Origin of the sequence: Pseudomonas sp. 43A (assembly GCF_013363935.1) — a bacterium.
Lineage (GTDB): Bacteria > Pseudomonadota > Gammaproteobacteria > Pseudomonadales > Pseudomonadaceae > Aquipseudomonas > Aquipseudomonas crudilactis.
Genome location: NZ_CP054880.1, coordinates 4,803,277 through 4,828,774 on the forward strand (window position 1 = coordinate 4,803,277; position 25,498 = coordinate 4,828,774).

At 54.9% G+C, this 25,498-nt stretch carries 29 protein-coding genes and 1 tRNA gene; 12 read left to right on the plus strand and 18 right to left on the minus strand.

The window, feature by feature from the left end; translation table 11 throughout:
• Positions 1-33: 33 nt before the first annotated feature.
• Together infC and thrS are read right to left on the minus strand one after the other, a co-directional pair.
• Positions 34-585 (minus strand): translation initiation factor IF-3, encoded by a 552-nt coding sequence (infC, locus tag HUW52_RS21035; protein WP_170947229.1) that lies wholly within the window; start codon positions 583-585, stop codon positions 34-36.
• Positions 585-2,507, minus strand: coding sequence for a threonine--tRNA ligase (gene thrS, locus HUW52_RS21040; protein WP_007913488.1), 1,923 nt, complete (start codon positions 2,505-2,507; stop codon positions 585-587). Before thrS ends, infC begins: the two co-directional genes overlap by 1 nt.
• Before the next feature lie 371 nt (positions 2,508-2,878).
• Here thrS and HUW52_RS21045 point away from each other — a divergent pair, with 371 nt between their 5' ends.
• Together HUW52_RS21045 and HUW52_RS21050 are read left to right on the plus strand one after the other, a co-directional pair.
• A complete protein-coding gene (locus tag HUW52_RS21045; RefSeq protein ID WP_095111728.1) occupies positions 2,879-3,181 on the plus strand; it encodes a hypothetical protein in 303 nt (100 codons plus the stop codon).
• 290 nt (positions 3,182-3,471) lie between these two features.
• Positions 3,472-3,684 carry a cold-shock protein gene (locus HUW52_RS21050; RefSeq protein WP_003179963.1) on the plus strand — a complete coding sequence of 71 codons (213 nt, stop codon included), beginning with the start codon at positions 3,472-3,474 and terminating at the stop codon, positions 3,682-3,684.
• 72 nt (positions 3,685-3,756) lie between these two features.
• Here the strand turns inward: HUW52_RS21050 and HUW52_RS21055 are convergent, their stop codons facing one another.
• Positions 3,757-4,071 carry an I78 family peptidase inhibitor gene (locus HUW52_RS21055; RefSeq protein WP_016984945.1) on the minus strand — a complete coding sequence of 105 codons (315 nt, stop codon included), beginning with the start codon at positions 4,069-4,071 and terminating at the stop codon, positions 3,757-3,759.
• A gap of 169 nt (positions 4,072-4,240) precedes the next feature.
• Entirely contained in the window at positions 4,241-4,546 is a 306-nt protein-coding gene (locus HUW52_RS21060) for a hypothetical protein (protein ID WP_175554807.1), read from the minus strand.
• Between the two features lie 131 nt (positions 4,547-4,677).
• On the opposite strand from HUW52_RS21060, the gene HUW52_RS21065 reads away from it, so the two are divergent.
• Positions 4,678-4,884 carry a hypothetical protein gene (locus tag HUW52_RS21065; RefSeq protein ID WP_016984943.1) on the plus strand — a complete coding sequence of 69 codons (207 nt, stop codon included), beginning with the start codon at positions 4,678-4,680 and terminating at the stop codon, positions 4,882-4,884.
• Positions 4,885-4,917: 33 nt separating this feature from the next.
• Here HUW52_RS21065 and HUW52_RS21070 read toward each other — a convergent pair whose 3' ends face one another.
• The 8 genes from HUW52_RS21070 to HUW52_RS21105 all read right to left on the minus strand — a co-directional run bounded on the left by HUW52_RS21070 (position 4,918) and on the right by HUW52_RS21105 (position 12,535).
• Positions 4,918-5,946 carry a nucleoside hydrolase gene (locus HUW52_RS21070; RefSeq protein WP_175554808.1) on the minus strand — a complete coding sequence of 343 codons (1,029 nt, stop codon included), beginning with the start codon at positions 5,944-5,946 and terminating at the stop codon, positions 4,918-4,920.
• Between the two features lie 31 nt (positions 5,947-5,977).
• A complete protein-coding gene (rbsD, locus tag HUW52_RS21075; RefSeq protein WP_016984941.1) occupies positions 5,978-6,382 on the minus strand; it encodes a D-ribose pyranase in 405 nt (134 codons plus the stop codon).
• Positions 6,379-7,296, minus strand: coding sequence for a ribokinase (gene rbsK, locus HUW52_RS21080; RefSeq protein WP_175554809.1), 918 nt, complete (start codon positions 7,294-7,296; stop codon positions 6,379-6,381). The genes rbsD and rbsK overlap by 4 nt, the downstream gene beginning before the upstream one ends.
• Before the next feature lie 24 nt (positions 7,297-7,320).
• Entirely contained in the window at positions 7,321-8,340 is a 1,020-nt protein-coding gene (locus HUW52_RS21085) for a LacI family DNA-binding transcriptional regulator (RefSeq protein ID WP_016984939.1), read from the minus strand.
• Positions 8,341-8,343: 3 nt separating this feature from the next.
• Positions 8,344-9,321: an ABC transporter permease gene (locus HUW52_RS21090; protein ID WP_016984938.1), complete on the minus strand. Its 978-nt coding sequence runs from the start codon at positions 9,319-9,321 to the stop codon at positions 8,344-8,346.
• Complete coding sequence (locus HUW52_RS21095) at positions 9,318-10,871, minus strand: sugar ABC transporter ATP-binding protein (RefSeq protein WP_175554810.1); 1,554 nt, start codon at positions 10,869-10,871, stop codon at positions 9,318-9,320. The genes HUW52_RS21090 and HUW52_RS21095 overlap by 4 nt, the downstream gene beginning before the upstream one ends.
• A 56-nt stretch (positions 10,872-10,927) precedes the next feature.
• The gene (locus HUW52_RS21100) at positions 10,928-11,884 is read right to left on the minus strand and encodes a sugar ABC transporter substrate-binding protein (protein WP_016984936.1); all 957 of its coding nucleotides are present in this window, start codon (positions 11,882-11,884) and stop codon (positions 10,928-10,930) included.
• 201 nt (positions 11,885-12,085) lie between these two features.
• Complete coding sequence (locus tag HUW52_RS21105; RefSeq protein WP_016984935.1) at positions 12,086-12,535, minus strand: hypothetical protein; 450 nt, start codon at positions 12,533-12,535, stop codon at positions 12,086-12,088.
• A gap of 348 nt (positions 12,536-12,883) precedes the next feature.
• On the opposite strand from HUW52_RS21105, the gene HUW52_RS21110 reads away from it, so the two are divergent.
• From HUW52_RS21110 to HUW52_RS21120, 3 genes are all read left to right on the plus strand, one after another.
• Positions 12,884-13,972: an asparaginase gene (locus tag HUW52_RS21110; RefSeq protein ID WP_034152752.1), complete on the plus strand. Its 1,089-nt coding sequence runs from the start codon at positions 12,884-12,886 to the stop codon at positions 13,970-13,972.
• A 196-nt stretch (positions 13,973-14,168) separates the two neighbouring features.
• Positions 14,169-14,438: a DUF1654 domain-containing protein gene (locus tag HUW52_RS21115; RefSeq protein ID WP_166219800.1), complete on the plus strand. Its 270-nt coding sequence runs from the start codon at positions 14,169-14,171 to the stop codon at positions 14,436-14,438.
• 4 nt (positions 14,439-14,442) lie between these two features.
• On the plus strand, positions 14,443-15,132 hold the full coding sequence (locus HUW52_RS21120; RefSeq protein WP_175554811.1) for an endonuclease: 690 nt from the start codon (positions 14,443-14,445) through the stop codon (positions 15,130-15,132).
• 54 nt (positions 15,133-15,186) lie between these two features.
• Here HUW52_RS21120 and HUW52_RS21125 read toward each other — a convergent pair whose 3' ends face one another.
• Both HUW52_RS21125 and HUW52_RS21130 read right to left on the minus strand, forming a co-directional pair.
• Positions 15,187-16,089 carry a siderophore-interacting protein gene (locus tag HUW52_RS21125; RefSeq protein WP_175554812.1) on the minus strand — a complete coding sequence of 301 codons (903 nt, stop codon included), beginning with the start codon at positions 16,087-16,089 and terminating at the stop codon, positions 15,187-15,189.
• Positions 16,090-16,176: 87 nt separating this feature from the next.
• On the minus strand, positions 16,177-16,542 hold the full coding sequence (locus HUW52_RS21130) for a hypothetical protein (RefSeq protein ID WP_016984553.1): 366 nt from the start codon (positions 16,540-16,542) through the stop codon (positions 16,177-16,179).
• A 250-nt stretch (positions 16,543-16,792) separates the two neighbouring features.
• On the opposite strand from HUW52_RS21130, the gene csrA reads away from it, so the two are divergent.
• Entirely contained in the window at positions 16,793-16,987 is a 195-nt protein-coding gene (csrA, locus tag HUW52_RS21135; protein ID WP_003179932.1) for a carbon storage regulator CsrA, read from the plus strand.
• 211 nt (positions 16,988-17,198) lie between these two features.
• On the opposite strand, the gene HUW52_RS21140 is transcribed toward csrA, so the two are convergent.
• The 3 genes from HUW52_RS21140 to HUW52_RS21150 form a co-directional block, all read right to left on the minus strand.
• Complete coding sequence (locus HUW52_RS21140) at positions 17,199-17,654, minus strand: DUF2214 family protein (protein WP_175554813.1); 456 nt, start codon at positions 17,652-17,654, stop codon at positions 17,199-17,201.
• 354 nt (positions 17,655-18,008) lie between these two features.
• Entirely contained in the window at positions 18,009-18,431 is a 423-nt protein-coding gene (locus HUW52_RS21145) for an RDD family protein (protein ID WP_175554814.1), read from the minus strand.
• 345 nt (positions 18,432-18,776) lie between these two features.
• On the minus strand, positions 18,777-19,616 hold the full coding sequence (locus HUW52_RS21150; protein ID WP_175554815.1) for a class I SAM-dependent methyltransferase: 840 nt from the start codon (positions 19,614-19,616) through the stop codon (positions 18,777-18,779).
• Positions 19,617-20,081: 465 nt separating this feature from the next.
• Here HUW52_RS21150 and HUW52_RS21155 point away from each other — a divergent pair, with 465 nt between their 5' ends.
• Positions 20,082-20,255, plus strand: a complete 174-nt coding sequence (locus HUW52_RS21155) for a hypothetical protein (RefSeq protein WP_016984549.1) — start codon at positions 20,082-20,084, stop codon at positions 20,253-20,255.
• 387 nt (positions 20,256-20,642) lie between these two features.
• A complete protein-coding gene (locus HUW52_RS21160) occupies positions 20,643-21,221 on the plus strand; it encodes an acyltransferase family protein (protein ID WP_371929223.1) in 579 nt (192 codons plus the stop codon).
• 334 nt (positions 21,222-21,555) lie between these two features.
• Here the strand turns inward: HUW52_RS21160 and HUW52_RS21165 are convergent.
• Positions 21,556-21,655, minus strand: a tRNA-Val gene (locus HUW52_RS21165).
• A 24-nt stretch (positions 21,656-21,679) separates the two neighbouring features.
• Here HUW52_RS21165 and HUW52_RS21170 point away from each other — a divergent pair.
• The 3 genes from HUW52_RS21170 (at position 21,680) to HUW52_RS21180 (ending at position 24,852) form a co-directional block, all read left to right on the plus strand.
• Positions 21,680-22,636 (plus strand): site-specific integrase, encoded by a 957-nt coding sequence (locus HUW52_RS21170; RefSeq protein ID WP_175554817.1) that lies wholly within the window; start codon positions 21,680-21,682, stop codon positions 22,634-22,636.
• 95 nt (positions 22,637-22,731) lie between these two features.
• The gene (locus HUW52_RS21175; protein WP_175554818.1) at positions 22,732-23,628 is read left to right on the plus strand and encodes a phage regulatory protein/antirepressor Ant; all 897 of its coding nucleotides are present in this window, start codon (positions 22,732-22,734) and stop codon (positions 23,626-23,628) included.
• A 333-nt stretch (positions 23,629-23,961) separates the two neighbouring features.
• Positions 23,962-24,852, plus strand: a complete 891-nt coding sequence (locus HUW52_RS21180; protein WP_175554819.1) for a helix-turn-helix domain-containing protein — start codon at positions 23,962-23,964, stop codon at positions 24,850-24,852.
• Positions 24,853-25,498 lie beyond the last annotated feature (646 nt).

The following is a 25,498-nucleotide window of genomic DNA, read 5'->3' on the forward strand; positions in this document are numbered from 1 at the left end:
AACATAATCAGAAGGCCTGCCGTGCCCTGTTGATTACTTCTTCTTTTTCGGGGCGATGACCATGATCAGCTGGCGTCCTTCCATCTTAGGATGCTGTTCGACCGAACCGTACTCGAGCAGGTCAGCTTCAACCCGCTTGAGGAGTTCCATCCCCAGCTCCTGGTGGGCCATCTCACGGCCGCGGAATCGCAAGGATACCTTGGCCCTGTCCCCATCACTCAGGAAACGTACCAGGTTGCGCAGTTTTACCTGGTAATCCCCTTCCTCCGTCCCTGGACGAAACTTGATTTCTTTAACCTGAATCTGCTTCTGGTTTTTCTTGGCTGCGGCAACCTGTTTCTTCTTCTCGAAGATCGATTTGCCGTAGTCCATCAGTTTGCAAACAGGGGGTACTGCATCGGCGGAAATTTCCACCAAATCCAGTTTGGCCTCTTCAGCCTTAAGAAGCGCGTCTTCAATTGACACAATCCCAAGCTGTTCACCTTCAGCCCCAATTAACCGAACCTCGCGTGCCGAGATATTCTCGTTGATCGGGGCTTTCGGTGCAGCTCGTTTATCTTGTCTCATTTCACGCTTAATAATAATTACTCCGAATCTGGGCGACCACGCCGGGAAACCGCTTGCGCGAGAAACTCAGCGAACTGGGCGACGGGCATCGAGCCCAGGTCAGCACCTTCACGAGTACGCACAGCGACAGTCTGCATCTCGACTTCCTTATCTCCGATTACCAAGAGATAGGGAACCTTGAGCAAAGTATGCTCGCGGATTTTAAAGCCGATCTTTTCATTTCTCAAGTCGGACTTGGCACGAAATCCGCTTTCGTTGAGAGTTTTTTCAACTTCTGCAACAAAATCTGCCTGTTTATCAGTGATATTCATGATCACCGCCTGCGTTGGCGCGAGCCATGCAGGGAACGCACCTTCGTAGTGCTCGATCAGAATCCCGACGAATCGCTCGAAGGAACCGAGGATCGCACGGTGCAACATCACCGGGTGTTTGCGGCTGTTGTCTTCAGAGACGTATTCAGCGCCCAAACGGACAGGCAGGTTAAAATCGAGCTGCAGAGTACCACATTGCCAGACCCGACCAAGGCAGTCTTTCAGCGAGAACTCGATCTTCGGACCGTAGAACGCCCCCTCACCCGGCTGCAGATCGTACGGCAGGCCCGCAGAATCGAGGGCTGCAGCCAGTGCAGCCTCAGCGCGATCCCATAGCTCGTCGGAACCGACGCGTTTTTCCGGACGAGTGGACAGCTTCATCTCGACATCGGTGAAGCCGAAGTCACGATAAACGTCCATGGTCAGCTTGATGAACGCAGCGGATTCGGCCTGCATCTGCTCTTCGGTGCAGAAGATGTGGGCGTCGTCCTGAGTGAACGCACGTACGCGCATGATGCCGTGCAGCGCACCTGACGGCTCGTTACGGTGGCAGGCACCAAATTCCGCCAGACGCATCGGCAACTCGCGGTAGCTCTTCAGGCCCTGATTGAACACCTGCACGTGGCAAGGGCAGTTCATCGGCTTGATGGCGTAGTCGCGGTTTTCCGACTGCGTGGTGAACATGTTGTCGGCGTAGTTGGCCCAGTGCCCGGATTTCTCCCACAGGCTGCGGTCAACGACTTGAGGGGTCTTGATCTCAAGATAGCCGTTGTCGCGCTGGATCTTGCGCATGTACTGCTCGAGTACCTGGTACAGAGTCCAGCCGTTCGGGTGCCAAAACACCATGCCCGGGGATTCTTCCTGGGTGTGGAACAGGCCCAGACGCTTGCCGATCTTGCGGTGATCGCGCTTTTCAGCTTCTTCAATACGCTGGATGTACGCCGCCAGCTGCTTCTTGTCCGCCCAGGCAGTGCCGTAAACGCGCTGCAATTGCTCGTTCTTGGCGTCGCCGCGCCAGTAGGCACCGGACAGCTTGGTCAGCTTGAAGGATTTCAGGAAGCGCGTGTTCGGCACGTGCGGGCCACGGCACATGTCGACGTATTCTTCGTGATAGTACAGACCCATGGCCTGTTCGTTCGGCATGTCCTCGACCAAGCGCAGCTTGTAGTCTTCACCACGGGCCTTGAACACTTCGATCACTTCGGCGCGCGGAGTGACTTTCTTGATGACGTCGTAATCTTTCTCGATCAGCTGCTGCATGCGCTGTTCAATGGCAGCCATGTCGTCCGGAGTGAAAGGACGTTCGAAGGCGATGTCGTAATAGAAGCCTTCGTCGATGACCGGGCCGATGACCATTTTCGCGGTCGGATACAGCTGCTTGACCGCATGACCCACCAGGTGAGCGCAAGAGTGGCGAATGATCTCCAGCCCCTCTTCATCCTTTGGCGTGATGATTTGCAGGGTCGCGTCGCTGCTGATGATGTCGCTGGCGTCGACCAGTTGGCCATTGACCTTGCCGGCCAGAGTGGCTTTGGCCAGACCGGCACCAATGGATGCGGCGACCTCGGCTACGGAAACCGGGTGATCGAATGAACGTTGACTGCCGTCGGGAAGAGTAATAGTTGGCATGGCGCCTCCTCTCCTAGTGGTGACCCCTACCAAAGGTCACGTGGGTTGGGATGAGCCAGTACAAGATCCGATCCAGGCCATTCAATGACGAACGCCTGCCTTACAGCGGCAGGAGCCTTGCGGCCAACCGGAAAACCGAACCAGAGTGACTGGGATTCAAATCGAAATATTCGCACGTTGACCGCTGTCGGGACTGAAGGTCATCCGGAGCCTGAGAACGCTTGAGCCCGGCATCCTAGCACAGATGAGCGGTCACTTACGCCTCTGTTTGATCACAAGGCAAATCGTCTGTTTTTATGCCAGAGTGCTGAACTTGATGGGCTCTTCAGCCCTCAGATAACAAGACATTGACCCATAAGGAGCATCCTCGCATGCGTCTGAATACCCTGTTCGCCGTCGTCGCCCCTATCGTTATGCTGCTGCCGCTCAGCGCCCACGCCGACTGGCCGAAGGGCGAGCGTGAGAAGTACATGGCGCAGTGCACCCAGGCGGCTACTCCGCAAATTGGTGCCGCGGCGGCCAAATCGCACTGCGCTTGTGGCGCTGATGCCATCAAGTCCTATCCTGCCGCTGACATTCAGGCACTGATGGACAACAAGGCCTCCCCTGAATTGCAACAGAAAGCGTTGGGCCAAATTGCCAAATGCAAGGCAAATACCCCGGCTAAAAAGTGATCAAAAAGGTCTTTTGAGTCGGCTCAGCGCCTCTGAAAAGGGCTGAATTTGAGCCTTTTCGGAGGATTTATGCAGGTTTTACAGGTTTTTTTATCGTCTTTACGTTCCGCTCAAAGCCTTGTAAACCGGGGCTTTCAGCAGAAACAGGCAGTAAAGAAAACACGACTGATTGGCAAACAGCACGTCCGGGGGGCTACCAAAGCGAACATTTCGACTATGATATCCCCGTGTGCCCAGTTGGCCTGAGCAGCACAGTACTACTGAAAATATATGTTTCTTGGAGATACACCATGTCTAATCGCCAAACCGGCACCGTTAAATGGTTCAACGATGAAAAAGGCTTCGGCTTCATCACTCCTCAAGGTGGCGGTGACGACCTGTTCGTACACTTCAAAGCTATCGAATCCGACGGTTTCAAAAGCCTGAAAGAAGGCCAGACCGTTTCCTTCGTGGCTGAGAAAGGCCAAAAGGGTATGCAAGCTGCACAGGTTCGCCCAGAGTAATTTCTCGGCGCGCTAAAAAAACCCCGTCCATGTGACGGGGTTTTTTATGCCTGCAACAAAAGGGTTGTCTGATCAGCCGCAGTTGACGCGAGTGATCACCAGATTGTTGTCAGTGTTCAGATTCAGGCGATCAGAGCGGTATTCCAGAGTGATCATGTCATCGGGCTTGAGGAAACGGGCATTTTGCGCGCCGGCTTTGGCACGCGCCTGCTCCAGCAATGCGGGCGAAGCTTTCTTACCAATGGCGAATTCCGCCGCCGTGGCTTCACAGCGGCTACCGGCTTCTGGTGCCACAGGATCCTTTGCCGACTCGCTGGAGGTCGTACTGCAGCCTGCCAACATGGCAGCGGCCATAAGTGCACCCAGTGTCGCGAACTTCAAAGGCATGAAGCCTCCTTGTTTTCAAAATGGTTAAGCTGAGATCGTGCGACCGCCATTCCGGCGTTTGGTTTCACGGCCAAGGCCATCACCCTGCCCCACGATTGGAAAAACGCCGAGTGTGCCTGAGCGGCATGCGTCACTTCATCAATCAATCGTGACTGAATATTAACGGCGCTCAGTAGACGTCGATGTAGTCAAACGGTGGATTCGGCCAGTTATCCTTCAGCGCATTGAAAATCTGCATCACCCACACCTCGTCACTGGCCGCGACATTGCCCACGTAGCCCGACCCCTTGGCCCAGGTTTCCAGGCGAAACAGCAAGCCGTCAATTTCCTGCCCACCGGTAACGCCGGAGGAAATGTAAGCAATACCGCCCTTGGTCACGCGCAACTGCGTGTGCTCGTCATCACTGGCCGAGGCAAGCAACTGGCGCACAGCGTCGAGCGTGAGGCCGTCAGGGGTGTTCAAATCGATCTGCACAGCACGATCCTTGAAAAGCCTTAAAAGACCAAGTGTCGCATAGCGCTCCGCTCATGCCTAAGTCGCAGTGCCAAACGCCCGACAAAATGGTTAACTCGAAACTCAGACTTTCCGACTTTTCGAGCGCTCCCATGACCACCATCAGCATCGACGCCGCCATTAATGCCAAATGGGCAGACGGACACAGCTCTTACAGCCCGGGAACCACCGAGGAGCTTGCGCTGATTGGTATCGATCTATTGGTAAAGGAGCTGGGCACTGAAGCGGCCAAGCAATTCATCAAGCAGATTTTCGAGCGCTACCCGACCGAACACGACGAACACACTGAAAGGGTGTAAAAACCCGCAGGCTGGCACCTGCGGGCAAATGATTTACTTCAGGCGCTTCAGGCGCTCGGTCAGCAAGTCAAAGAAGCCTTGCGCGTCGCCATTTTCCACCCAGAAGGCGTTTTTTGGCGCTTTCAGGCCATCGTACCAATCGACGATGGTCTGACCGAAAGTCGGCCCCTCACGACTATCCACCACGACATTCACCGAGCGACCGGTGAACAGTTCCGGCTTGAGCAGATAAGCCACTACGGTAGCGTCATGCACAGGACCACCCGGAATACCGTAGTGCTCCATGTCGCCTTTGATGTACTCATTGAGGATATCACCGACAATCTTGCTGGCATTGTTGTTCAGCGCAGCGATCTGCTTGAGGCGTGCGTCACTGGTGAGGATCTTGTGCGTCACGTCCAGCGGCAGGTAAGTCAGTTTCACGCCGCTTTTCAGCACGACCTCAGCCGCTTGCGGGTCTGCAAACAGGTTGAATTCGGCCACCGGAGTGATGTTGCCGCCATTGAAGTGCGCCCCGCCCATGATCACCACTTCCTTGATGCCCTGAACGATTTCAGGCTCCTGGATCAGCGCCAGCGCCAGGTTGGTCTGCGGACCGAGCATGGCGATCGTGATGCTGTGCGGCTTGGCTTTTTTCAACGTATCGATCAGATAGTTGACCGCATTGCCTTCAGCCAGTCCCTTTTTCGGTTCGTGCACCGTGACACCCGACAGGCCTTCCTTGCCATGGATGTTCTCGGCGTAGATTGGCGTACGCATCAGCGGCTTCGGCGCGCCGGCGTAAACGGGCACATCTTCGCGCCCTGCCCACTCGCGAGCCAGCCGTGCATTACGCGACGTCTTGTCGAGGCGCACGTTGCCAGCCACGGTGGTCAGCGCGCGAATATTCAGTTCGTCCGGCGAGGCCAGTGCGAACAGCAAGGCGACCACATCGTCGGCTCCTGGATCGGTATCGATGATCAGGTCGATTTTTTCCGCCGCCTGAGCGCCGGTCGCAGCGATTACGGACAAAAGCAGTAAACCCCGGATGAGTTGATGCAGTTTCTCAGCATAGCGTTGCATGGCGCATTCCTTGTGCTTGTGAAATCAAAAGTTAAAAGGTGACTCCAGCGACCAGCACGATGTTGCAGTACGGCTGGCATTCGCCTGTGCGAACAATCGCCCGTGCCTGCCGGCTGAGCACCTTGAATTGCTCATGACTGAGCAGATCGCGACGCCCCAAAGCGCCCTCTTCATTCAACCCGTCCAGCGCAGTCAGTGCGGTCGGTTGCTTGTCGAAGATTTCTTTGGCCAACGCATGGCTTTCCACCTGCATCTCGCTGAGCACGACTTTCAGGGTGCTGACGAAATCGGGGACGCCGTGGGTCAGCGCCAGATCAATCAACTCGACACCTGGCGGCACTGGCAGCCCGGCATCACCAATGACCACCATGTCGCCATGGCCCAGGGATGCGATCAGCCGCGACAGCGCGACGTTAAGCAGGGGAGTCTTTTTCATGCGGGTTTAAAGGCCTGTACGTCGGATTGGGTAGGAATGGACGGTTGCGCACCGGCGCGGGTTACCGACAGCGCGGCGGCAATCTGTCCGTAGCGAATCGCCTCGACCTCGGATTTGCCATTGGCCAGCGCCGCCGCGAAGCCACCGACAAAAGTGTCTCCGGCGGCGGTGGTGTCGACAGCCTTCACTTTCGGCGCCGGGAAATGCTCAAAGCTCTGGCCATTGGCGAACAGCGAACCTTGTGCACCGAGGGTAATGATGACTTTGCCCGCCCCCATGGTGATCAGTTGGCTGGCGGCACTTTCTGCGCTTTTCAGCGAGTCCACTGGCGATCCGCTCAACACGGTCGCTTCGCTCTCGTTGGGGATCAGGTAATCGATTGCGGAAAACCAGTCTGCCGGCAGTGGGCGACTGGCCGGGGCCGGATTGAGGATGACGATTTTGCCAAGCGCACGCGCACGCTTGAGCGCATGTCCCACCGTGGCATCCGGAATTTCGAGCTGGCAGATGATCACGTCGGCGGCTTGCAACACTGCATCAAACCGGTCGATCACTGCGGGTGTCATGGCACCGTTGGCACCGGCGACAATGACAATTGCGTTCTGACTGTTGTCATCGACCACAATCAACGCCACACCACTGGAATCCTCGACCGTACTCACGGCCTGACAATCGATCTGCTCAGCCAGCAGAGCGTCACGCAACTGCACGCCATAGTCGTCATTGCCAACGCAACCGACCATCGCCACCTGCGCGCCCAAACGCGCTGCGGCCACTGCCTGATTGGCGCCCTTGCCACCGGAAACCGTGGCAAAGGAATGACCGATCAGCGTTTCACCGCCGACGGGAAGTCGCGGCGCGCGAGTCACCAGATCCATGTTCAGGCTGCCTATTACCACTACATTTGCTGGCATACATCATTACTCGTCAATTCGGTTTCAGCGGTATTCGGTGAACACGCCGGACAACGGTGCGGTCGATTCGCGCAAGACAATACTCGGGGTCACGATTCGCTGATCAGTCCCCACATTCGGCGTCGCAATCCGTCGCAGCAACACTTCGGCGGCCATCTCACCCAATTGCAGGATCGATTGGCCCACGGTAGTGAGTGCCGGATACACGTAACGGCTCATCTGGATATCGTCGAAACCGATCACCGACAGCTCGCTCGGCACTCGCACGTTACGTTCCGCCGCTGCGCGCAGCACGCCGATACCGATCATGTCGTTACCGGCAAAAATAGCGCTGGGTGGATTGCGCTCGAGCAGAATCGCCGCCGCGCTGTATCCGCCAGTACTGGTGAAATCACTTTCCAGCATGCGCTCCCGCCGGACTTCAACACCCGCCTCTTTCAGCGCCCGGCAATATCCGGCCAGACGCATCTGCGCAACACTGGTACTGGCCGGACCGCCAATGGTGGCGATGTCGCGGTGACCCAATTCCAGCAAGTGTCGGGTGGCGAGGTACGCGCCGTATTCGTGGTCGATGCGCACCAGGTCGGCATCGACACCATCCAGACTACGGTCGACGATGACCATCGGCGTTTTTACGCCAGCCAGTCCTTGCGCCAGACCGCTGTCACCGCCAGCGGAGGCGACGATCAAACCGTCGATGCGCTTCTCCAGCAATACGCGTAAATAGCTGCGCTGCTTGTCAGGGTTATCGTCGGAGTTGCAGAGGATCACGCAGTAGCCGTTACGCTCGCAGTAATCCTCGATGCCCCGCGCCAATTCCGCGAAGTACGGGTTGAGACTGTTCGGCACCAGCAAGCCGATGGTCGCAGTCGTCTTGGCCTTCAGCGAGCGCGCCACTGCACTTGGCACATAGTCGAGGCTCTTGATCGCTGCCTCGACTTTCAGCCGCACTTCCTGACTGACCGGCCGGGTGTTGTTCACCACATGCGACACCGTCGTGTAGGAAATTCCCGCGAGGGCTGCCACGTCCTTGATCGTTGCCATGTCTTAGCCCCGGCGACTGGCGCGCTGACTGCGATAAGTGTCGAGCACCACCGCGATCACGATGACCGCGCCCGTGATGATACGTTTGGTCGGCTCGGTCGCGCCGATCTGCGCCAGACCCGCCGCCAGTACCGAGATAATCAATACGCCAAAAAACGTGCTGATCACCGAACCGCGTCCGCCCATAAGGCTGGTGCCGCCGATCACCACCGCAGCGATTACTTGCAACTCCAGACCGGAACCGGCATTCGGGTCAGCGGCTTCCAGACGGGAAATCTGAAACAGCGCGGCGATACCGGCCAGCAGGCCCATCAGGCTGAACACCAGAATCTTGTAGGGTTTCGGATTGATCCCCGCCAGACGCACCGCCTCTTCGTTGGTGCCGATGCCGATCAGGTAGCGACCGAACACGGTCCGGGTCAACACAGCCTGGGCGATGATAATCACCAGCAACGCAATAATGAACGACGGCGAGATACCGAACGCGACCGGATTCGACAACCAGGCGAACGAGTCTCCGATGTATGCGGTGCGCGAACCGGTCATCTGATATGCCAAACCCCGAGCCATTTCCAGCACACCCAGAGAGACGATGAACGATGGAATCCGCCAGGCCACGGTGATCGAACCGGTGACCGTACCGGCCAGCGCCGCCACGGCCATGCCGAGCAACGCCGACGGCAACACGCCCCAGCCCCAACCAAGAATCGCTACGCTGACCGTCGATGCCGCCAGCGCCAGCACCGAACCCACGGACAAGTCGATGCCGCCAATGATCAACACGAAGGTCATGCCGACCGCCAGCACCATCAGATCAGGGATCTGGTTGGCCAGCGTACTGAAGGTGTTATACGACAGAAAGTGGCTGCTCAAGACCGAGAACAGCGCAATCATCGCCAGCAACGCACCGGCCAGGCCCAGATAAGTGCCCAGACCATAGAAGTTGCCACTACGTTTGCCGGCAGGAGATGCAGTTTTCATGGGAGATCCCTAGGCGCCGCTTCGTTGAGCAACGCATCACGTTTTTGGTAGCCGGCGAACGCGGCGGCAAGCAAATCATCCTGAGTCCAGCTGTCGCGCTCGAAGGTGTCGATCAAGCGCCCTGCCGACAACACGCCAATCCGGTCGCAGATCAGCATCAGCTCACGCAGGTCACTCGACACCACCACCAGCGCTTTGCCCTGGCGCGTCAGTTCGCCGAGCAAGGCATAAATGTCGAACTTGGCGCCGACATCAATGCCGCGGGTCGGTTCGTCGAACAGCAGCACCGAACAGTCGCGCTCCAGCCAGCGGCCGATCACGACCTTCTGCTGGTTGCCACCGGACAATTCTGAAACCAGCTGTGTCGGGCTTGAACTGCGGATGCGCATGGCGTCGATCTGACGCTGCGCCAGAGCGATCTCGTCGCCGTTGTTGACGACACCGCCACTGGAAATTTCCGGCATGTTGCCGAGCGCGATGTTGGCACTGATCGACTGACTGAGCAGCAGGCCTTCACCTTTGCGGTCTTCGGTGATCAGCGCGATACCATTGCGCACGGCATCGACTGGCGAGCGCACACTGACGACTTTGGCTGGCGAGCCAAGTGCAATGCTGCCGCTGTCGGCAACGTCTGCGCCGAAGATCAGTCGCAGCAGCTCTGTGCGCCCCGCCCCGATCAATCCGGAAATCCCGAAGATCTCGCCGGCACGCACTTCGAACGAGACATCGCGCACTTTGTCGGAACGGGTCAGGCCTTTGATCGTCAGCGCCGGGGCACCGATCTTGCGCGGGCCCATGTCGATATGCTCGCCCAATTCGCGACCGACCATCAGCGTGACCAACTGCTCGCTGTTGTAATTGGCCATCGGCTCGACGCACACCAGATTGCCGTCACGCAGCACGGCAATGCGCTGCGCTACGCGCGCAAGTTCTTCGAGACGGTGGGAAATGTAAATGATCGAGACACCACGCGCCTGCAGTCGAGTGATCTGCTCAAAGAGCATTTCGACTTCACGCGCGGTGAGCATCGCGGTCGGTTCGTCGAGGATCAGCACATGGCAGTCGCCAATCAGGTTGCGGGCGATTTCGACCATTTGCTGATGGCCGATACCCAACTCGCCGACCAGCGTATCCGGATCAATTGCGTCGAGGCCGACTTGCGCCATGGCTTCGATCGCAGCCTTGCGCAACTGCTTGCGGCTGATCCAGCCACCGTTGCTAGGCAGGTTGTCGAGAAACAGATTCTCCGCCACCGACAGGGTCGGCAACAGATTGAGTTCTTGCATGACCATACGCACGCCGAGGTCTTCAGCCTGGGTGCGACTGCCCGGTCGATAGTCCTTGCCCTGGAATTGCATCTGGCCGGTGGTCGGGGTGACCAGTCCGCCGATGATTTTCGACAGGGTACTTTTGCCGGCACCATTCTCGCCGGTCAGCGCCAGTACTTCACCGCGCATCAGCGTCAGATCGATGCCGGTGAGCACCGGTTGCGCATAGGTCTTACCGATACCGCTGACCGAGAGGACAGCGTTCGGGGCGGAAACTGACATAAAAACTCTCCATGCGCTCGCCCGGACGGACGAGCGCCGTTGTGTCGCCAGAAGACTTACTTGGTGACCAGCTCGACCGGTGTTTCGATCACGCCGTTGGCGCCGCTGTCGACTTTTTCGCCCTTGATGATTTTCAGCGCGGTTTCGATGCCGAACACCGCTTGCTTCGCAGCGAACTGGTCAGCCGTGGCCAACACGCGACCGTCCTTCAACATTGGCTTGATGGCATTGATGTTGTCGTAACCGACGACCTGAACCTGACCGGCCTTGCCAGCGGCACGGACTGCGGAAACGGCACCGACGGCCATGCTGTCGTTGCCGGCCAGCAGCGCTTTGACATCCGGATACTCACTGAGAATCGAAGCGGCAACCTTGTTGCCTTTGTCGATTTCCCAGTCGCCGGATTGCAGGGAAACGATCTTGATCTGCGCAGCGTCCATCGCATCTTTGAAGCCAGCGGTACGTTGCTGGGCATTGGTCGTGGTGGACACGCCTTCAATGATGCCGACTTCGTCACCGGCCTTGAGCTGCTTGGCCAGGTATTCACCGACCAGACGCGCACCTTTACGGTTGTCCGGGCCTACGAAGGGCACGCTGATGTTTTTGCTTTTGACGATGGCCGGATCGAGCTGGTTATCGATGTTGATCACGGTGATGCCGGCATCGACGGCTTTCTTGATCACCGGCACCATGGCCTTGGAATCGGAAGGCGCGATTACCAGTGCATTGACCTTGGCCAGAATCATCTGCTCGACGATACGGGTCTGGCCAGCAGTATCGGTTTCATCCTTGATGCCATTGGAGATCAGGTCGAAATCGGCGGAGTGTTCTTTCTGGTAGGCCTTGGCGCCGTCTTCCATGGTCAGGAAGAATTCGTTGGCGAGAGACTTCATGACCAGCGCGACTTTGGGTTTTTCGGCGGATTCGGCGAATGCCGAGGAGACAGGTAGTGCGGCGGCTGTGGCAGCCAGCATAGCGACAGCAAGAAGACGTCCAGCGAATGGCAGCTTCATGGGTTCACTCCGATCTTATGATTATTGTGAGCAACGCTTGCGCTGGCGTAAGCTATCTCGCTTGCTTCCGGGCCATACAGTGCCGGGAGAGCCGCGCAAACGTTTGCGTAGACCGAACTATGCGAATCCCGCCGACATTTGTCAACAATCAGAAATCGTCATTTGTTGTAGGGCGAATCGTCGGACTCGCCCTTTCGCTGCTTATGCCGTGGTGCTGACCAGGTTACCGCTAGTGGAACTCTTCGTCATTTCCTTGACCAGTGCACCAGCCACTTCTGCCATCGCAGCGCTGGTTTGCGCGATTTGCCCCTGAATGGACATCACCGCTTGCGATTTGGCCTCAGGCGTCGGATAGGTCTTGGCTTGTGCGGCCGCCAGTTGTTGTTGCTGCTCCTGCAGTTGCTTCTGCAGTTCCTGCATGCGCTTGAGCAACATCTTGACCGTGACGCTCAGGTTGTCGCCGCTTTCAGCCTTGCTGTCTTCTGGCGCAGCGGCACCACCGGTCCTGACCTGATTGTTCGATTCTTTCTCAGTGCCCAGCGCCTCGGTGGAAGCCTCCGCTCCCGCCTCGCTCAATGCATTGATAGTCGCTGCGGTTTTGCCGCCGATGGTGACTGCGCCAGGATTTGATAAACCGACCGTCAGTGACATGTGAACTCCCTAGATTCTGTTTCCTTGAACAACCATCGGCCCCCGTGAAGGTTTCTTTAGCACAAAAGCCGAAACAGGCCACTCGAATCACTCGACAAAAGCAGTAGTCCTTTTCGGAGAGCCGAACGCGAAAGCGTCCATTGTTCGGAAACCCGGATAAACGATTCACTCCGCAATTTGCCAACTCATAAAATCTTGATGTAAATCATCGAGTTAAACATTTCTCTGACGCAAAGTACGGATGGTACAGATCCTGCTCCCTTCATCGCACTCCGAGCATCCAGATCGGCTTGGGGTGCATCTAGATGAACCTGCATCAGCACCGTCTCACTACTAGAGAGAAAAATAATGAAATCTGCTTTCAACACTTTGGTCCCGGGCGCTTTGGCCCTTCTCCTGCTCCTGCCCACCGCCCTTCAAGCGAAGGAAGTCGAAACCCAGACCAAACTCGCGAACGTCGTGGTACTTGCCACGGGCGGCACAATCGCCGGTGCTGGCGCGAGCGCCGCCAACAGCGCGACCTATCAGGCAGCCAAGGTCGGCGTAGAACAATTGATCGCCGGCATTCCCGAACTGAGCAAACTGGCGAACGTGCGTGGCGAACAAGTCATGCAGATTGCCTCGGAAAGCATCACCAACGAAAACCTGCTGCAATTGGGTCGTCGTGTAGCCGAACTGGCCGATAGCAAAGACGTCGACGGCATCGTCATCACCCACGGCACCGACACCCTGGAGGAAACCGCTTACTTCCTCAATCTGGTGGAAAAAACCGACAAGCCAATCATCGTCGTCGGCTCGATGCGTCCGGGCACTGCCATGTCCGCCGACGGCATGCTCAACCTGTACAACGCCGTGGCCGTGGCCAGCAGCAAAGAAGCGCATGGCAAAGGCGTACTGGTGACCATGAATGATGAAATCCAATCCGGTCGCGACGTCAGCAAGATGATCAACATCAAGACCGAAGCGTTCAAAAGCGCCTGGGGTCCACTGGGCATGGTGGTTGAAGGCAAGTCCTACTGGTTCCGCTTGCCAGCCAAGCGCCACACCATGGATTCGGAATTCGACATCAAAAACATCAAAAGCCTTCCTGACGTAGAAATCGCTTATTCCTACGGCAACGTCAGCGATACTGCCTACAAGGCTCTCGCACAGTCCGGAGCCAAGGCCATCATCCATGCCGGTACTGGTAACGGCTCGGTATCCTCCCGCGTGGTTCCAGCACTGCAAGCGCTGCGCAAGGATGGCGTGCAAATCATTCGTTCGTCCCACGTCAACGCTGGCGGCTTCGTTCTGCGTAACGCCGAACAGCCGGACGACAAGTACGATTGGGTTGTGGCTCACGACCTGAACCCGCAAAAAGCCCGCATCCTGGCGATGGTCGCATTGACCAAAACCAACGACAGCAAAGAGCTGCAACGGATGTTCTGGGAATATTGATGGACCTTCGCCCAATCAATTCTTGATTGGGCACCCTGCGCCACTCGCCTGTCGGTTGGGTGGTGCATCGCTCACAAAGCTCTCGCATTTTTCCTACAAAAAATTCGACACGGCCTACACCAAAATCGGAAAAGCGCTGTCAGAGGATTTTCTTTAATTTTAAGCAGTTGCGAAAATGCTTACAGTTAAATACTGTATGCACGTACAGCTTAATAAGGATAACCTCGTGGCCACCTCCCCTGATGCTCCTGACGCTTACGAACGCATGGGCATGCGCGTTCAGAAAATCATCAATTCCCCCACTGCACAAAAAGCCAAAGCGGCACTGATCTTCCGTCTGCCGGACGAGCCGATGGACGAGTGGGAACGTCTGCTCGAGGAAATCGACGAGAACGACAACGTCACCCTCGCCTATCGCGACGATGGTGGTGTGCAGATTTTTTGGGTTGTACCGAAGGAAGATTGATTCAATGAGTGTCCGCTGTTTTGCTTTGTTGCTTTTGTTCATCGCCATGGGTGCCCAGGCTGGCGCACCCCGCACATTTTCCGAAGCCAAGAAGGCCGCCTGGAAGCTATATGCACCGCAGTCCACGGAGTTTTATTGCGGATGCAAGTACACCGGCAACAAGGTTGACCTGAAGGCTTGCGGTTACGTACCGCGCAAGAATGCCAAGCGTGCGTCACGCATTGAATGGGAACACATCGTGCCTGCCTGGCAGTTCGGCCATCAGCGTCAGTGCTGGCAGGAAGGTGGACGCAAGAACTGCACGCGTTACGACCCAAGCTATCAGAAAGCCGAAGCCGATCTGCATAACCTGGTGCCGAGTATTGGCGAGGTCAATGGAGACCGCAGCAACTTCAGCTACGGATGGCTGCCGGTGCAATCCGGGCAGTACGGTTCGTGTCTGACCCAGGTCGACTTCAAGGCGAAGAAGGTCATGCCTCGCCCGTCGATTCGCGGCATGATCGCCCGCACTTACTTCTACATGAGCAAGCAATACGGCTTGCGCCTGTCGAAACAGGATCGGCAATTGTACGAGGCGTGGAACAAGACTTACCCGGTGCAGGACTGGGAGCGTCAGCGTAATCAAAGCGTGGCGTGCGTGATGGGGCGCGGCAATGAATTTGTCGGCCCGGTGAACATGAAAGCCTGCGGCTGATCGACCACTTAAAAGAAAAGGCCTCGAACGTCATGTCCGAGGCCTTTTTTGTGGCTAGCTGCCCGCCTTGTTGTAGCGCCAGTACCCCATCAGGTTGAGCGACTCGCGTGCGATCCCGCATTCTTTGATCAGGTACCTGCGCAGACTCATCACCGCAGCGCTTTCTCCAGCGATCCAGCCATAGAAACTCTCATTGGCTGTCTCGGCTATTTCCCAAAGAATCTCTTTATCGATATCGACCTCGGCCAACTCGACAGCTTGGCCGATGGATGAGGCATGAATGGGTGCAACGGCTTTCTGAACCGCCGCCACCATCAACGTACCGGCGCTGGCCTGGTCCCGGACCAGCCACTGCACCATCAGCCCGGCCCAATCGGGAACTGCCAGCATATCCTCGACACTGTCGACTTCGAAAAACGCCTGCGTCAGGGGTGGCTCGGCCATAGCGGCCAATTCATCGAGAATGCCCATGGCCGCAGGTAGCGCCGTGCCGTCGGCGACCAGCAAAACCTGCTTAAGGGTCTGCGGCGGCTTCCATTCGAACCCTCCGGCGTCCTGTGCTGAAAAGCGGCGATCCGGGGCGAGAATCTGCATCGAATCACCGGGCTGCGCCCGAAGCGCCCAACGCGAAGCCGGCCCGGTTTCACCGTGCAGGACGAAATCAATATCCACTTCGCCTTGTTCGGCACGCAAATGGCGAATGGTGTAGGTGCGCATTGCCGGACGTCGATCGGCAATCATTGCCTTGAAGCGGGCGTACCAACCCTCGCCCTGAGCAAGCCTGGCAGGAGAACCATCAGCCGCAGGAAAAAACAGTTTCACCCTTTGATCCGGCGCCCAGGTAGCCATTTCTTTAACAGCAGGACTGGCCAGCGTGATCCGCATCATGTGCGGGCTAAGTAAGGTCTTGCGATGCAGTATGACGTCGAACAGCTGGTAAGGATTGGCGGAGGCCATGCGGAGCTCCTTCGGGAAATCGTGACTGACTCGTATTAGACGAGCCGCATCCGAGGTCCTTTAGGTTGCTCCGCTGAAACGCGGCGTTTACGGCGTGAGCGGGTGCTCGATCACCACCGATTCAATATTCTGCTTCTTGGCTTTCACCAGAGCGGCATCCACTTGTACTTTTCGGGCTTCAGCTTCGGCTTGCGAGTTGAAAGGACCAATCAGAATTCGCGCTTTGCCACTGCTGTCCTTGATCACCGTCGGTACGAAAGCGTGCTCGATCAACCAGCCACTCAGGTCGCTGATAGCCTGCGGGGTTTCGCCGCGCACTTCGAGATCCCATTGGGGGGCGGCCGCCGCCGGCGCCGACACTACAGCCGATTGTGGTTTTGCTGCGTTTACATTCTTGCCTTCACCGCACCCGGTCAATACCAGTGCTGCGATTACCCAAACCAATTTGCGCACAACGCTTCCCTCGAAATTCTCAAAGCCGCGATCTTATCATTCATAAATACTTCGCGAGGCCCGCAAAATGGGCACAAAACAACGAGATTGATGGTTGCAGCCTCTGTATAGTTACGCCCTGGGAATTAATGCCGCTTCTGCGCGTCAGAAAGAGGCACCCAAACCGTGAGACTTCGCACTAATCTATACGTACCACCGACCTCTGCACTGTCTGAATCAGGTGCCCTACAAAGCAATCAAGGAGAAGACCATGCTGATACTCACCCGCAAAGTCGGTGAAAGCATAAACATTGGTGATGACATCACGATCACCATTCTGGGCGTAAGCGGCCAACAGGTCCGCATTGGTATCAACGCTCCGAAAAACGTTGCAGTGCATCGTGAAGAGATTTACCAGCGCATTCAGGCTGGCCTGACCGCTCCGGACAAGCCACAAACTCCCTGAACCGCCTCGCAGTCAGTAGCCAGTCCGTTTACCTTGTGGAATGACTGGCTAGAGATTCACGCGCCGTTTTGCCATCCGCTCCCCACTCCGCTGGGCACGGCGCCTGACACACCTCCTCCCCTTCACACCTCCCCTCTTGCTGCCGGATACTACCTGCCATCCCCCTGGCTGGCTGTCGGACATTTCCGATAGAGCGCAGAGAATTCGCCCTCTAACCAAATGTCACGCCACGCGCCATGCCTGTGGCCGCCACCATCGTCAGTAGCAGCAAAAACGCCTCGACATGACTGATTCGCGCGTACAGCTGTGCACGCCCGGTGTCGATCGCTGCGCCGCGTGCGGACGCGCTCCGCCACTTTATCAACGTGATCATCGGGGCGAGCTCTACAATCAGGATCAGCACGAACAGCGTCATCTTCAGATGAAACAGCGGTTGATGAAGATAATAGTCGGTGCCTTTTTCAAAGCCGCCAAAAGCCCGCATTCCGCCTGTCACCAGCAGAATCAACGCAGAGACACCCCAAATATTATCGGCAAGCAAAACGCGCCTGGCCTCACCTGCGCCTGCAGCGAGGCGACTGAATGCCGTTCCACGCGTCAGAATCGCCCAAAAGCCCAAGGCATAAGCCAGTAGATGAATAGCCGCAAGAAACCAGTGAACCAGCATCGATACACCCCATCAGAAAGAGTTGAAAATCGGCCAGTCAGTAGTAGTCGAAAACGTAGGGAATTGCCTGCGAGGAATCGCCAGGCAATTACCAGGCATCGAGAGGAAAATGAAGCAACAAAGCCAAATCGCAGGCAAAAAAAATCCCAAGCAGCTGATGGAAGCTTGGGATTTAAAAATGCATAAACCGTGGTGGTGAACGCGGGACGGATGTTACTTAAGTTCACAACTCGTAACAAGGCTTTTTGGATAACCGGTCAGTTAAAAAAACTCGTAACCCTTTATATATCCACAATATTTTTATGGTCGGCCTACCCTGACGAACCTGCGAAAGCGCCTCGGCTGCCTCATGAATTACCTGGATCGGACCACGATCGTTGAAGCGAGCATGTCACCAAGACGCTTGCGCGAACCAAAGAAAATAAAGATCCAGTCAAGGACATTCAAAAACGGAGTGGTGATATTGCGCATGAACGATTGGTACAGATTGCAATTGAGGTAGCTACGCTCGTCAATCACCGACATCCCCAGCAGCTTTTTGCCCAGGCTTTGACCATTGGGCAGCGCATCGGAAAACAGGTAGTACCCCAAGCCAGCAACCAACGCCAGGATTGCGGCCACGTCCGATGGCAAGCCGATCAGCTCCGCGGTCCGACCTACGGCGAAGTACAAGAAAAAGGTAAAGAAAGAATCAATGATTTGCCCACCCCAGCGCCGCCCCAGTCCGGCCAGATTTTTCGGCTTTTGATATTCACTGCGTGTAGTGCTGATTTCCATGCGCTGCAATCCCGTTAGATTTTAGATACTGGCATATCGGCACTACTGAAGGATTATTTAATAACCGATTGCACGGCGCGGTCACGCCTGCAAAAGGAAGACAAATCACTGACAGACGGATAAAGCATTCTTTGTGAATAGGCGTTGGCAAAAGTTTTGCAAAGTGCAGCCAACAAAAAAGGGCCCACCTTTCGATGAACCCTTGCAGACCGCCCTTTCACATTATGAGGCGTCACAAAATGGCCAGCTTCCACTTGCTTCCGTCTCGCGACGGGTGCGTTACGAAAAGCCGGCTCTTGAAACCGCCAACGCAGAGCTCGGCTTGCTCTTGCCACGCATCGCGTATCAGCCCAAGGGCTTTCTGGTCACAAACACTTCCAGGTACTCCCCATCCAGACCCAGCGCTCTGTCTCTGGTGATATAAGTCGTCGTGGTGGCATCAGACCAGTGATTGATCAGGCACTCGAAATCATCTCCATAGTCCCAAGTTACCAATACTCTGCCATCCCCAATGGGGTTTCCATGGTAGGCCGGCTCGTGGATATGCTCTATCTCTGAGCCAGTCAGCCTGGCCCTTCGGTAACTGGCAGAAAGATTCTTGTGTTTGGGTGCCGTAAAGATGTGAGCGCCACCAGGCTTTAAAACTCTCATGATTTCCCGGGCAGCCAGATCAGGATTGAAGATATGCTCAAAAACATCTTGAGTAATGAACAAATCAAAAGATTTATCTTCGAATGTCAGCGCTTCCAGATTTTCGCAGCGCACACCTTCAACAAGGCTGCCCGGCGCCACGCCATTGAAGTATTGCGAAGTTGAATAATCATCACAGTAACGCGAAATCAGAGTATTCGAAGGTGAGGATTCATGAATACTTTTTCGCTCCCACCCCTGAAAATATTGATCCATGATGTATTGCATATGACGCTGACGCGGAATCGAACCGCAATTGACGCAAAGATACTGATCCCGCAACCAATCCCCTTCAATTTTAAAATACGTTTTCTCTCTGCAACAATGGCAGTAATCAACAGCCTCTGACTTCAACGCGTCAGGTTGGTTGTCTCGCCCTTTGCACCCCTCGGAAAAAGACAGTACCTCAGTGCGCAACCTGTCGCGCTCTACAACGACTCGACCTAATACAGGTACTCGAAGGGCAATTTGCTTTAATAGTTTTCGATGGATCAAAGTAAACTCCTTTTTTACAACCTGACCGAGTCTAAAATCTCATTGCAAATTGTGAAGCATTGCCTACTCTTGAAATTAGGCACCGATTCAGCATAGACAGGAATCCCGCACACGCCTCCCACCCAGACGCACGGTGCAAACGTTATGGAAAGAGTGGTTTTCCCGAGTCTGAAACAGCCCGCGCAGGGCGGGCCAGTTGTTAACCATGCCTGATGAGGGAGCATGTCCGGATGACCGCCTCTAGCATAAGTAGTGGACCAGCTAGAACCTGCTCAGTACGACCATGTGCTTGCTTCATCCAGTTGACTCAATCTCGCCGCAATGCATCAGCGCCATCCTGTAGCTGCGCCGCGTGCAAATTTAGCTTGCGCTGCCGATCATTTTATCCCTCAGAGCTGTATAGTGCCGGGTCGCAAAATCCGAACAGCATTCCAGCTGACACCCTGAGATCAAGCAGACTTGCGGATGACTAAACTCAAAGAAACCAAGCGCCTGGATTGGCTCCAGTCATTACGAGGGGTAGCGGCACTTTTGGTTGTTTTTGCTCACTCTTACTATTTTTTGCAGGGCACAGAATACGACGCGCTCGCAAGATCGATACTGCTGCCGGGCGCCATGGGCGTTGATATATTTTTCTGATCAGCGGCTTCATCATGACCCTCACAACTCGACAGTGATGACGGATCACTGATCACGACCTCTACGTTCTTGATTAAACGTTTTTTCAGGGTTTGACCAATTTATGCAATTCTGACGATTGCCGCCGTCTTCTTGCTTAGACCCAGCGGGTTTCTCAATGACCCGACAGGCCAGATTACTCTTATAAAAAGCTTGTCATTTCTGCCAGTGAACCCGTCTACACCACCCTACTTTGGTTTAGCTTACGGACTGGGCTGGACATTAAATTTTGAAATGTATTTCTACGCCATTCTAGGAATATCGCTACTTGCAAAAAACTACAGATGGCCGGTTTTCTACAGTTGGATCTTCATTACAATAGTTGCCATACCACTAACAGCAACAGGCATGATCAGCCTCAGTGCCAAGCACGACTATCAACTCTCGCTTATATACCTTAACCAAATAGCAAACCCAATTATATTATTATTTGTCGCTGGCGTTATCACCGGAAAGCTTTATCTGTCTGAGTTCGTAATAAAAAACAAAACATATGCTCAAGCTCTTTCAGCTTTAACTGTTCTCGTTGCTTTGGCATGGGCTTATCCAGGCATTCCTGATTTTCATGGGATGCTTGGGTGGGGGCTGCCTATTACTGTAGCGTTTCTCACCGTGGCAATAGCCAGCAAAACTCTGAAATTCAATCCACCCCGCTGGATTATCTGGATTGGTGAAATATCCTACTCTCTATATCTGACTCACCGGCTGACACAAGTATCCTGCACTAAAATACTGGAATTCATCGGGGCTGAATCCTTTGGTAAGACATGGCTATTCGTCATCTTGACTACACTACTCCGCATTTTAATGGCATCGATATTCTATTACCTTGTTGAAAAGAAAATCGCAGTCGCCCTCCAGCGCCTTACCAAGTCAAGAACTACAAACCGGAGTGGCGTGACCGCTAACGGCCGAGAACACAGCTGACCATTGATCGAGTGAAGTATGCGCGAAGGCAAAGAGCCCTGGTAGGCAGCGACGAAGGACGCTGCCTTGGGCTTGGAGAAGTTTACGGTTGAAGTCGTGAGGGGGCTCAGCCCGACTCAAGCGGTGATGGCCGACCATCGCATCAACAAGCAGCAGGACAGCCGCCTGAGGGTGGCAACCGACCAGATTCAATTGAGCTGTTGAGTTGAATTCGTGAAGGTAGCGATCTTCGCTTGCCCGAAGTATTCACAAAGTTTGCCCAAACGACAGACAACAAAAAAGGGCTCACCTTTCGGTGAGCCCTTCCAGACCGCCCAGCAGAGCGGATTTTGTTTGGTAGGCGCGATTGGACTCGAACCAACGACCCCCACCATGTCAAGGTCTGCTAGGAGCAAGCTCCAAGCCCTGCTGCTCTTGGATTTCACAGAACGCCCATTCACATCAATGAGGCGTCACCAATGGCCAATTTCCGCTTACTTCCCTCTGGCAACTGGAATGTCCAGGTCCGGGTTAAGGGCAAGTCTCCCCAGTCGAAAACCTTCAGCAACAAGGCTGATGCAGAGTCGTGGGCAAAACAGATCGAAGCTGTGACGGTGGATCGCAAGCACCACACCATCTATACGCTCGGGATGACTTACTGTGAAACCATGCTCAAGGGTAAAGGCAGCTACAACCACGCACTGAAGATCGTGGAGCACCTGGGCAGGCACTTCACTCAGCCGATTCACGAGATTACGCCGCAGATGATCAACGACTTCAAGATTATGCGGCTGAAGACGGTGAAGCCTTCCACTTGCAGGACGCAGCTCGCGTTCATGTCCCGCTTCTACCGGTTCGCCAAACGGGGCCTATTAATCGACATCCACAACCCTGTCAGTGATATCGCACTGCCCAAGCCTGACCGTTCTTCTGACAAAGTGATTCGAGCAAGCGAGCTTGAGCGGCTACTGGCGAAGCTGTCGCCCGTGATGAAACTTATAGTCGAACTGGCATATGAAACCGCCATGCGTCGATCAGAAATTCTGAGGCTGACAAAAGACTGCCTGCATTTGAAAGACCGCATTGTCGATGTGATTGATGGGAAAAGCGGAACACGATCAGTTCCTCTAACTCACCGAGCTGTGGAAATTCTCCAACTTGCCCAACTGTGGGCCACTGTGGGGCGCCACCCGAACGGCCAAGTGTTTTCGGTTACACCGCACGCCGTGACTCAAGCGGTACGCTTGGCACGCGTGAAGGCTGGCTTGGATAGTAGCGTTCGACTTCACCAACTCAGGCACACTAGGATCACAAACGTTGCCAAGAAGGGATTCAACAACGCTCAAATCATGATCGTCTCGGGCCACCGGGATACTCGATCCGTCGCTCGATACTCACATCTTAATGTCAGGGACGTTCTACACCTGATCGACTAACCCCCACGCCTTTTCCACAGCCAAGGCGCTATCGCTTTGGCTGTTTTCCGTACTACACCAACGGCAACGGCAGCACGCAGTTTTCCGAGTACAAGTTGACCATCCACGACTTCGAAAAGATCCGTCACCGATTGACTGACAAGGAGCTGAAGGGTGTACGTCGATACTTCGGCGTGAAATCAACCGCCGACGTAGCTCTAGATCCGGAGGCAGTTTCGCCGGTTAAAGTGACGGGGCTGGTCGAGGTGACTGTTTTGCAGGCCGCAGGCCCAACAATGAGCAGTAACGAGATTGCTCAGTTGACCGGGAAGCGTCACGACAACGTAGCTCGTGATATCCGAGCAATGCTGGAAGGGTTGAATTTACCCGCCCTCAATTTTGAGGGGAGCTACAAAGATCAAAATAATCAGGATCGCACCTGCTTCTACCTGAATCGTGATCTGACTGAAACACTGATTTTGGGGTACAGCATCCCACTGCGTCACGCTGTCGTTGTTCGTCTACGTGAACTGGAAGCCCAAGTAGCCAAGCCAGTTGTACCGACTCTTCCAGACTTCTCCAATCCCGCTGAGGCCGCTCGTGCCTGGGCATCGGAGTTTGAAGGTCGAGCCTTGGCCCTCGAAGTTCTGAAGGTGAAAGAAGCGAAGATTACCGAAGACGCACCAAAGGTTGAGTTCTACGGCGATGTTGCTGTAGCTGAAGGTTCACACACCGTTAAGCAAATAGCTGACATGTTGAAGACTGGTCGCAACGAACTGTACCGCTTCCTACGGAGGCACAAAGTTTTGATCGAACATGGCAAAGATCACAACTTGCCGTACCAAGTGCAGAAGACCGCAGGTCGATTCACTGTTCTGGAAGAGCCATATAAGCACCCGCTCACCGGCAAGATCACGCTCGGTACTCGCACGATGGTGACTGGTAAAGGTTTGATCTTTATTCGGGAACTTAACGAAGAACATAATCGAGTAGAGCTAGACAGAGTGGAATAACACCCATGCACCCAAATACCGTTGAATACAGGGCCGCACTCGCTTGCTCCGGGGAGTAAAGCTCTGCTTAGTTGACATTTCGCCCACAATGTAGCCATGATTTTTATCTTGACGTCAAAAGCCAAGGCGCTATCATCCGCACCCAGCCAACGACGCTGGCACCGCAACACCTCCCCTGCTGATAAACCATTATCTCGTTTGTTCAAGCCATTAGGCCGCTGAGCAGAACGGGTTTCGTGCTGCCTGGAATATGACATGCGTAACCGACGGTACATCAACGGGAACACATATGAGGGATTGCCATGACCGTATAAACAACAAGGAAAAATAACTATGAATATCAGAACGAAGAAACCAACCGCCTGCCCCCACGAAAACTACAGGGCAAAGATTGCAGAAACCAGAACGGTATGTCTGGCCGATCATATATACGACAAGCGGACGGGTGAACTGGTCGGAACATATATCACCAAAGAGTTCTCACCAGAACTGTTTGTAGCGGACGCTCACAAGTTAACCGCAGCCAGCGTCTTTTGGTATATGGAAGAAGATGGCACCCCGGTGTTTTACAAATATTCCGAGACTCCCTCGCCACGCATCGCTGAGGTTGTAGAGTTGTTTCCTGAACAATCGCCCCCGCAGGCCATCCATCCAACAAGTAAGTCGGGCAGGAAACCTCAGGCCATTCAGAACCACTTGTCCACGGCGTTGACCGTATTGATCCTAGAAGACAGGGCGTCCTGGCTGGAGGACTTCACTTTGGGGGCGATCTGCACCGGCCCCGGTGTAATCAACGGGAAGCACAGCGTAAGCCGGTCTGACGTGAAGAAGTTGCTACGTCTGCCTGTTATTTCGGTAGCCAATGCCGCTGACTGCCTGCTCAACCACAATAGGGCACCCATGAGCACGCGGCAGCTACAACGAGTAGTCGAAGCAGCCAGAATCGCACTGCGTGGTGTTGCCCTGCACCTTGAGCGGCACCCAGAGATTTTGCAATCCATTGAGATGACAGTTGATTTCGACAAGTTCTGGATCACTGACGCCGCCCAGTCAGGGCACCAGGAACATCCGAAGAAATCGTTGGTCCTGGAAATGATCAGAGCCGGTACCGCTATTAAAGCTACTGCACGGGAACTCGGCATCTCGAAGAACACTGTTAAGAAGTGGGACGCCGAAGCCCGGTCATCAGCAGGGACAACAATGGGGGGGGTCAGTGATCGTTGATTAGCGACAGATATAAAGAGTGAAGCTCGACATGCTCCGCATGGTGAGTGAGCGAATCGCCAAAGCGTAGCTTTGAGATTAACCACCTCTATTAAGGATCAACCCTGTAAAGTTAACACAGCAGAAGATAACTTGTGCCCAGTGCATGGATATCAACTCTATAGATTAAAGGGAAGAGATGGGGCAGACAGCCCCTTCCCGCTCTTGCTTCTAACCCTGCTTAGTAACTTGTGGCACCAGCAGCGATTATCAATGTAAGTTACAAGTTATCTTGCAGGATTGATAGCCTGTGCCTATGGGCACAAGTTACTCCTACAGTTAACATCATGAACAGGTGGTGGCTCATCCACCAACCTTCCTTCTTGAATCTCTAGAGGTATCAATCTGGAGAAGAGCTGATTAGATGATTGCCACGTGACGTGAACGTCACAGCATATCTGCACGGGTTAACTGTAGTACTGGGGGCTTTCTTGCCCCTGCCCCCTTATTGCCCATCTGCCGTGAGGCAAGATATCAAGTCTATAAGCCAGGACGAGGTGGTGCAGAACCACGCTCTTCTACGCTTACACATGCCGAGAGGCATAAGATATTATGCCCCGTGGCGGAGCGCCACATATTAACCCCAGCGAGACTCACCTTTTTCACG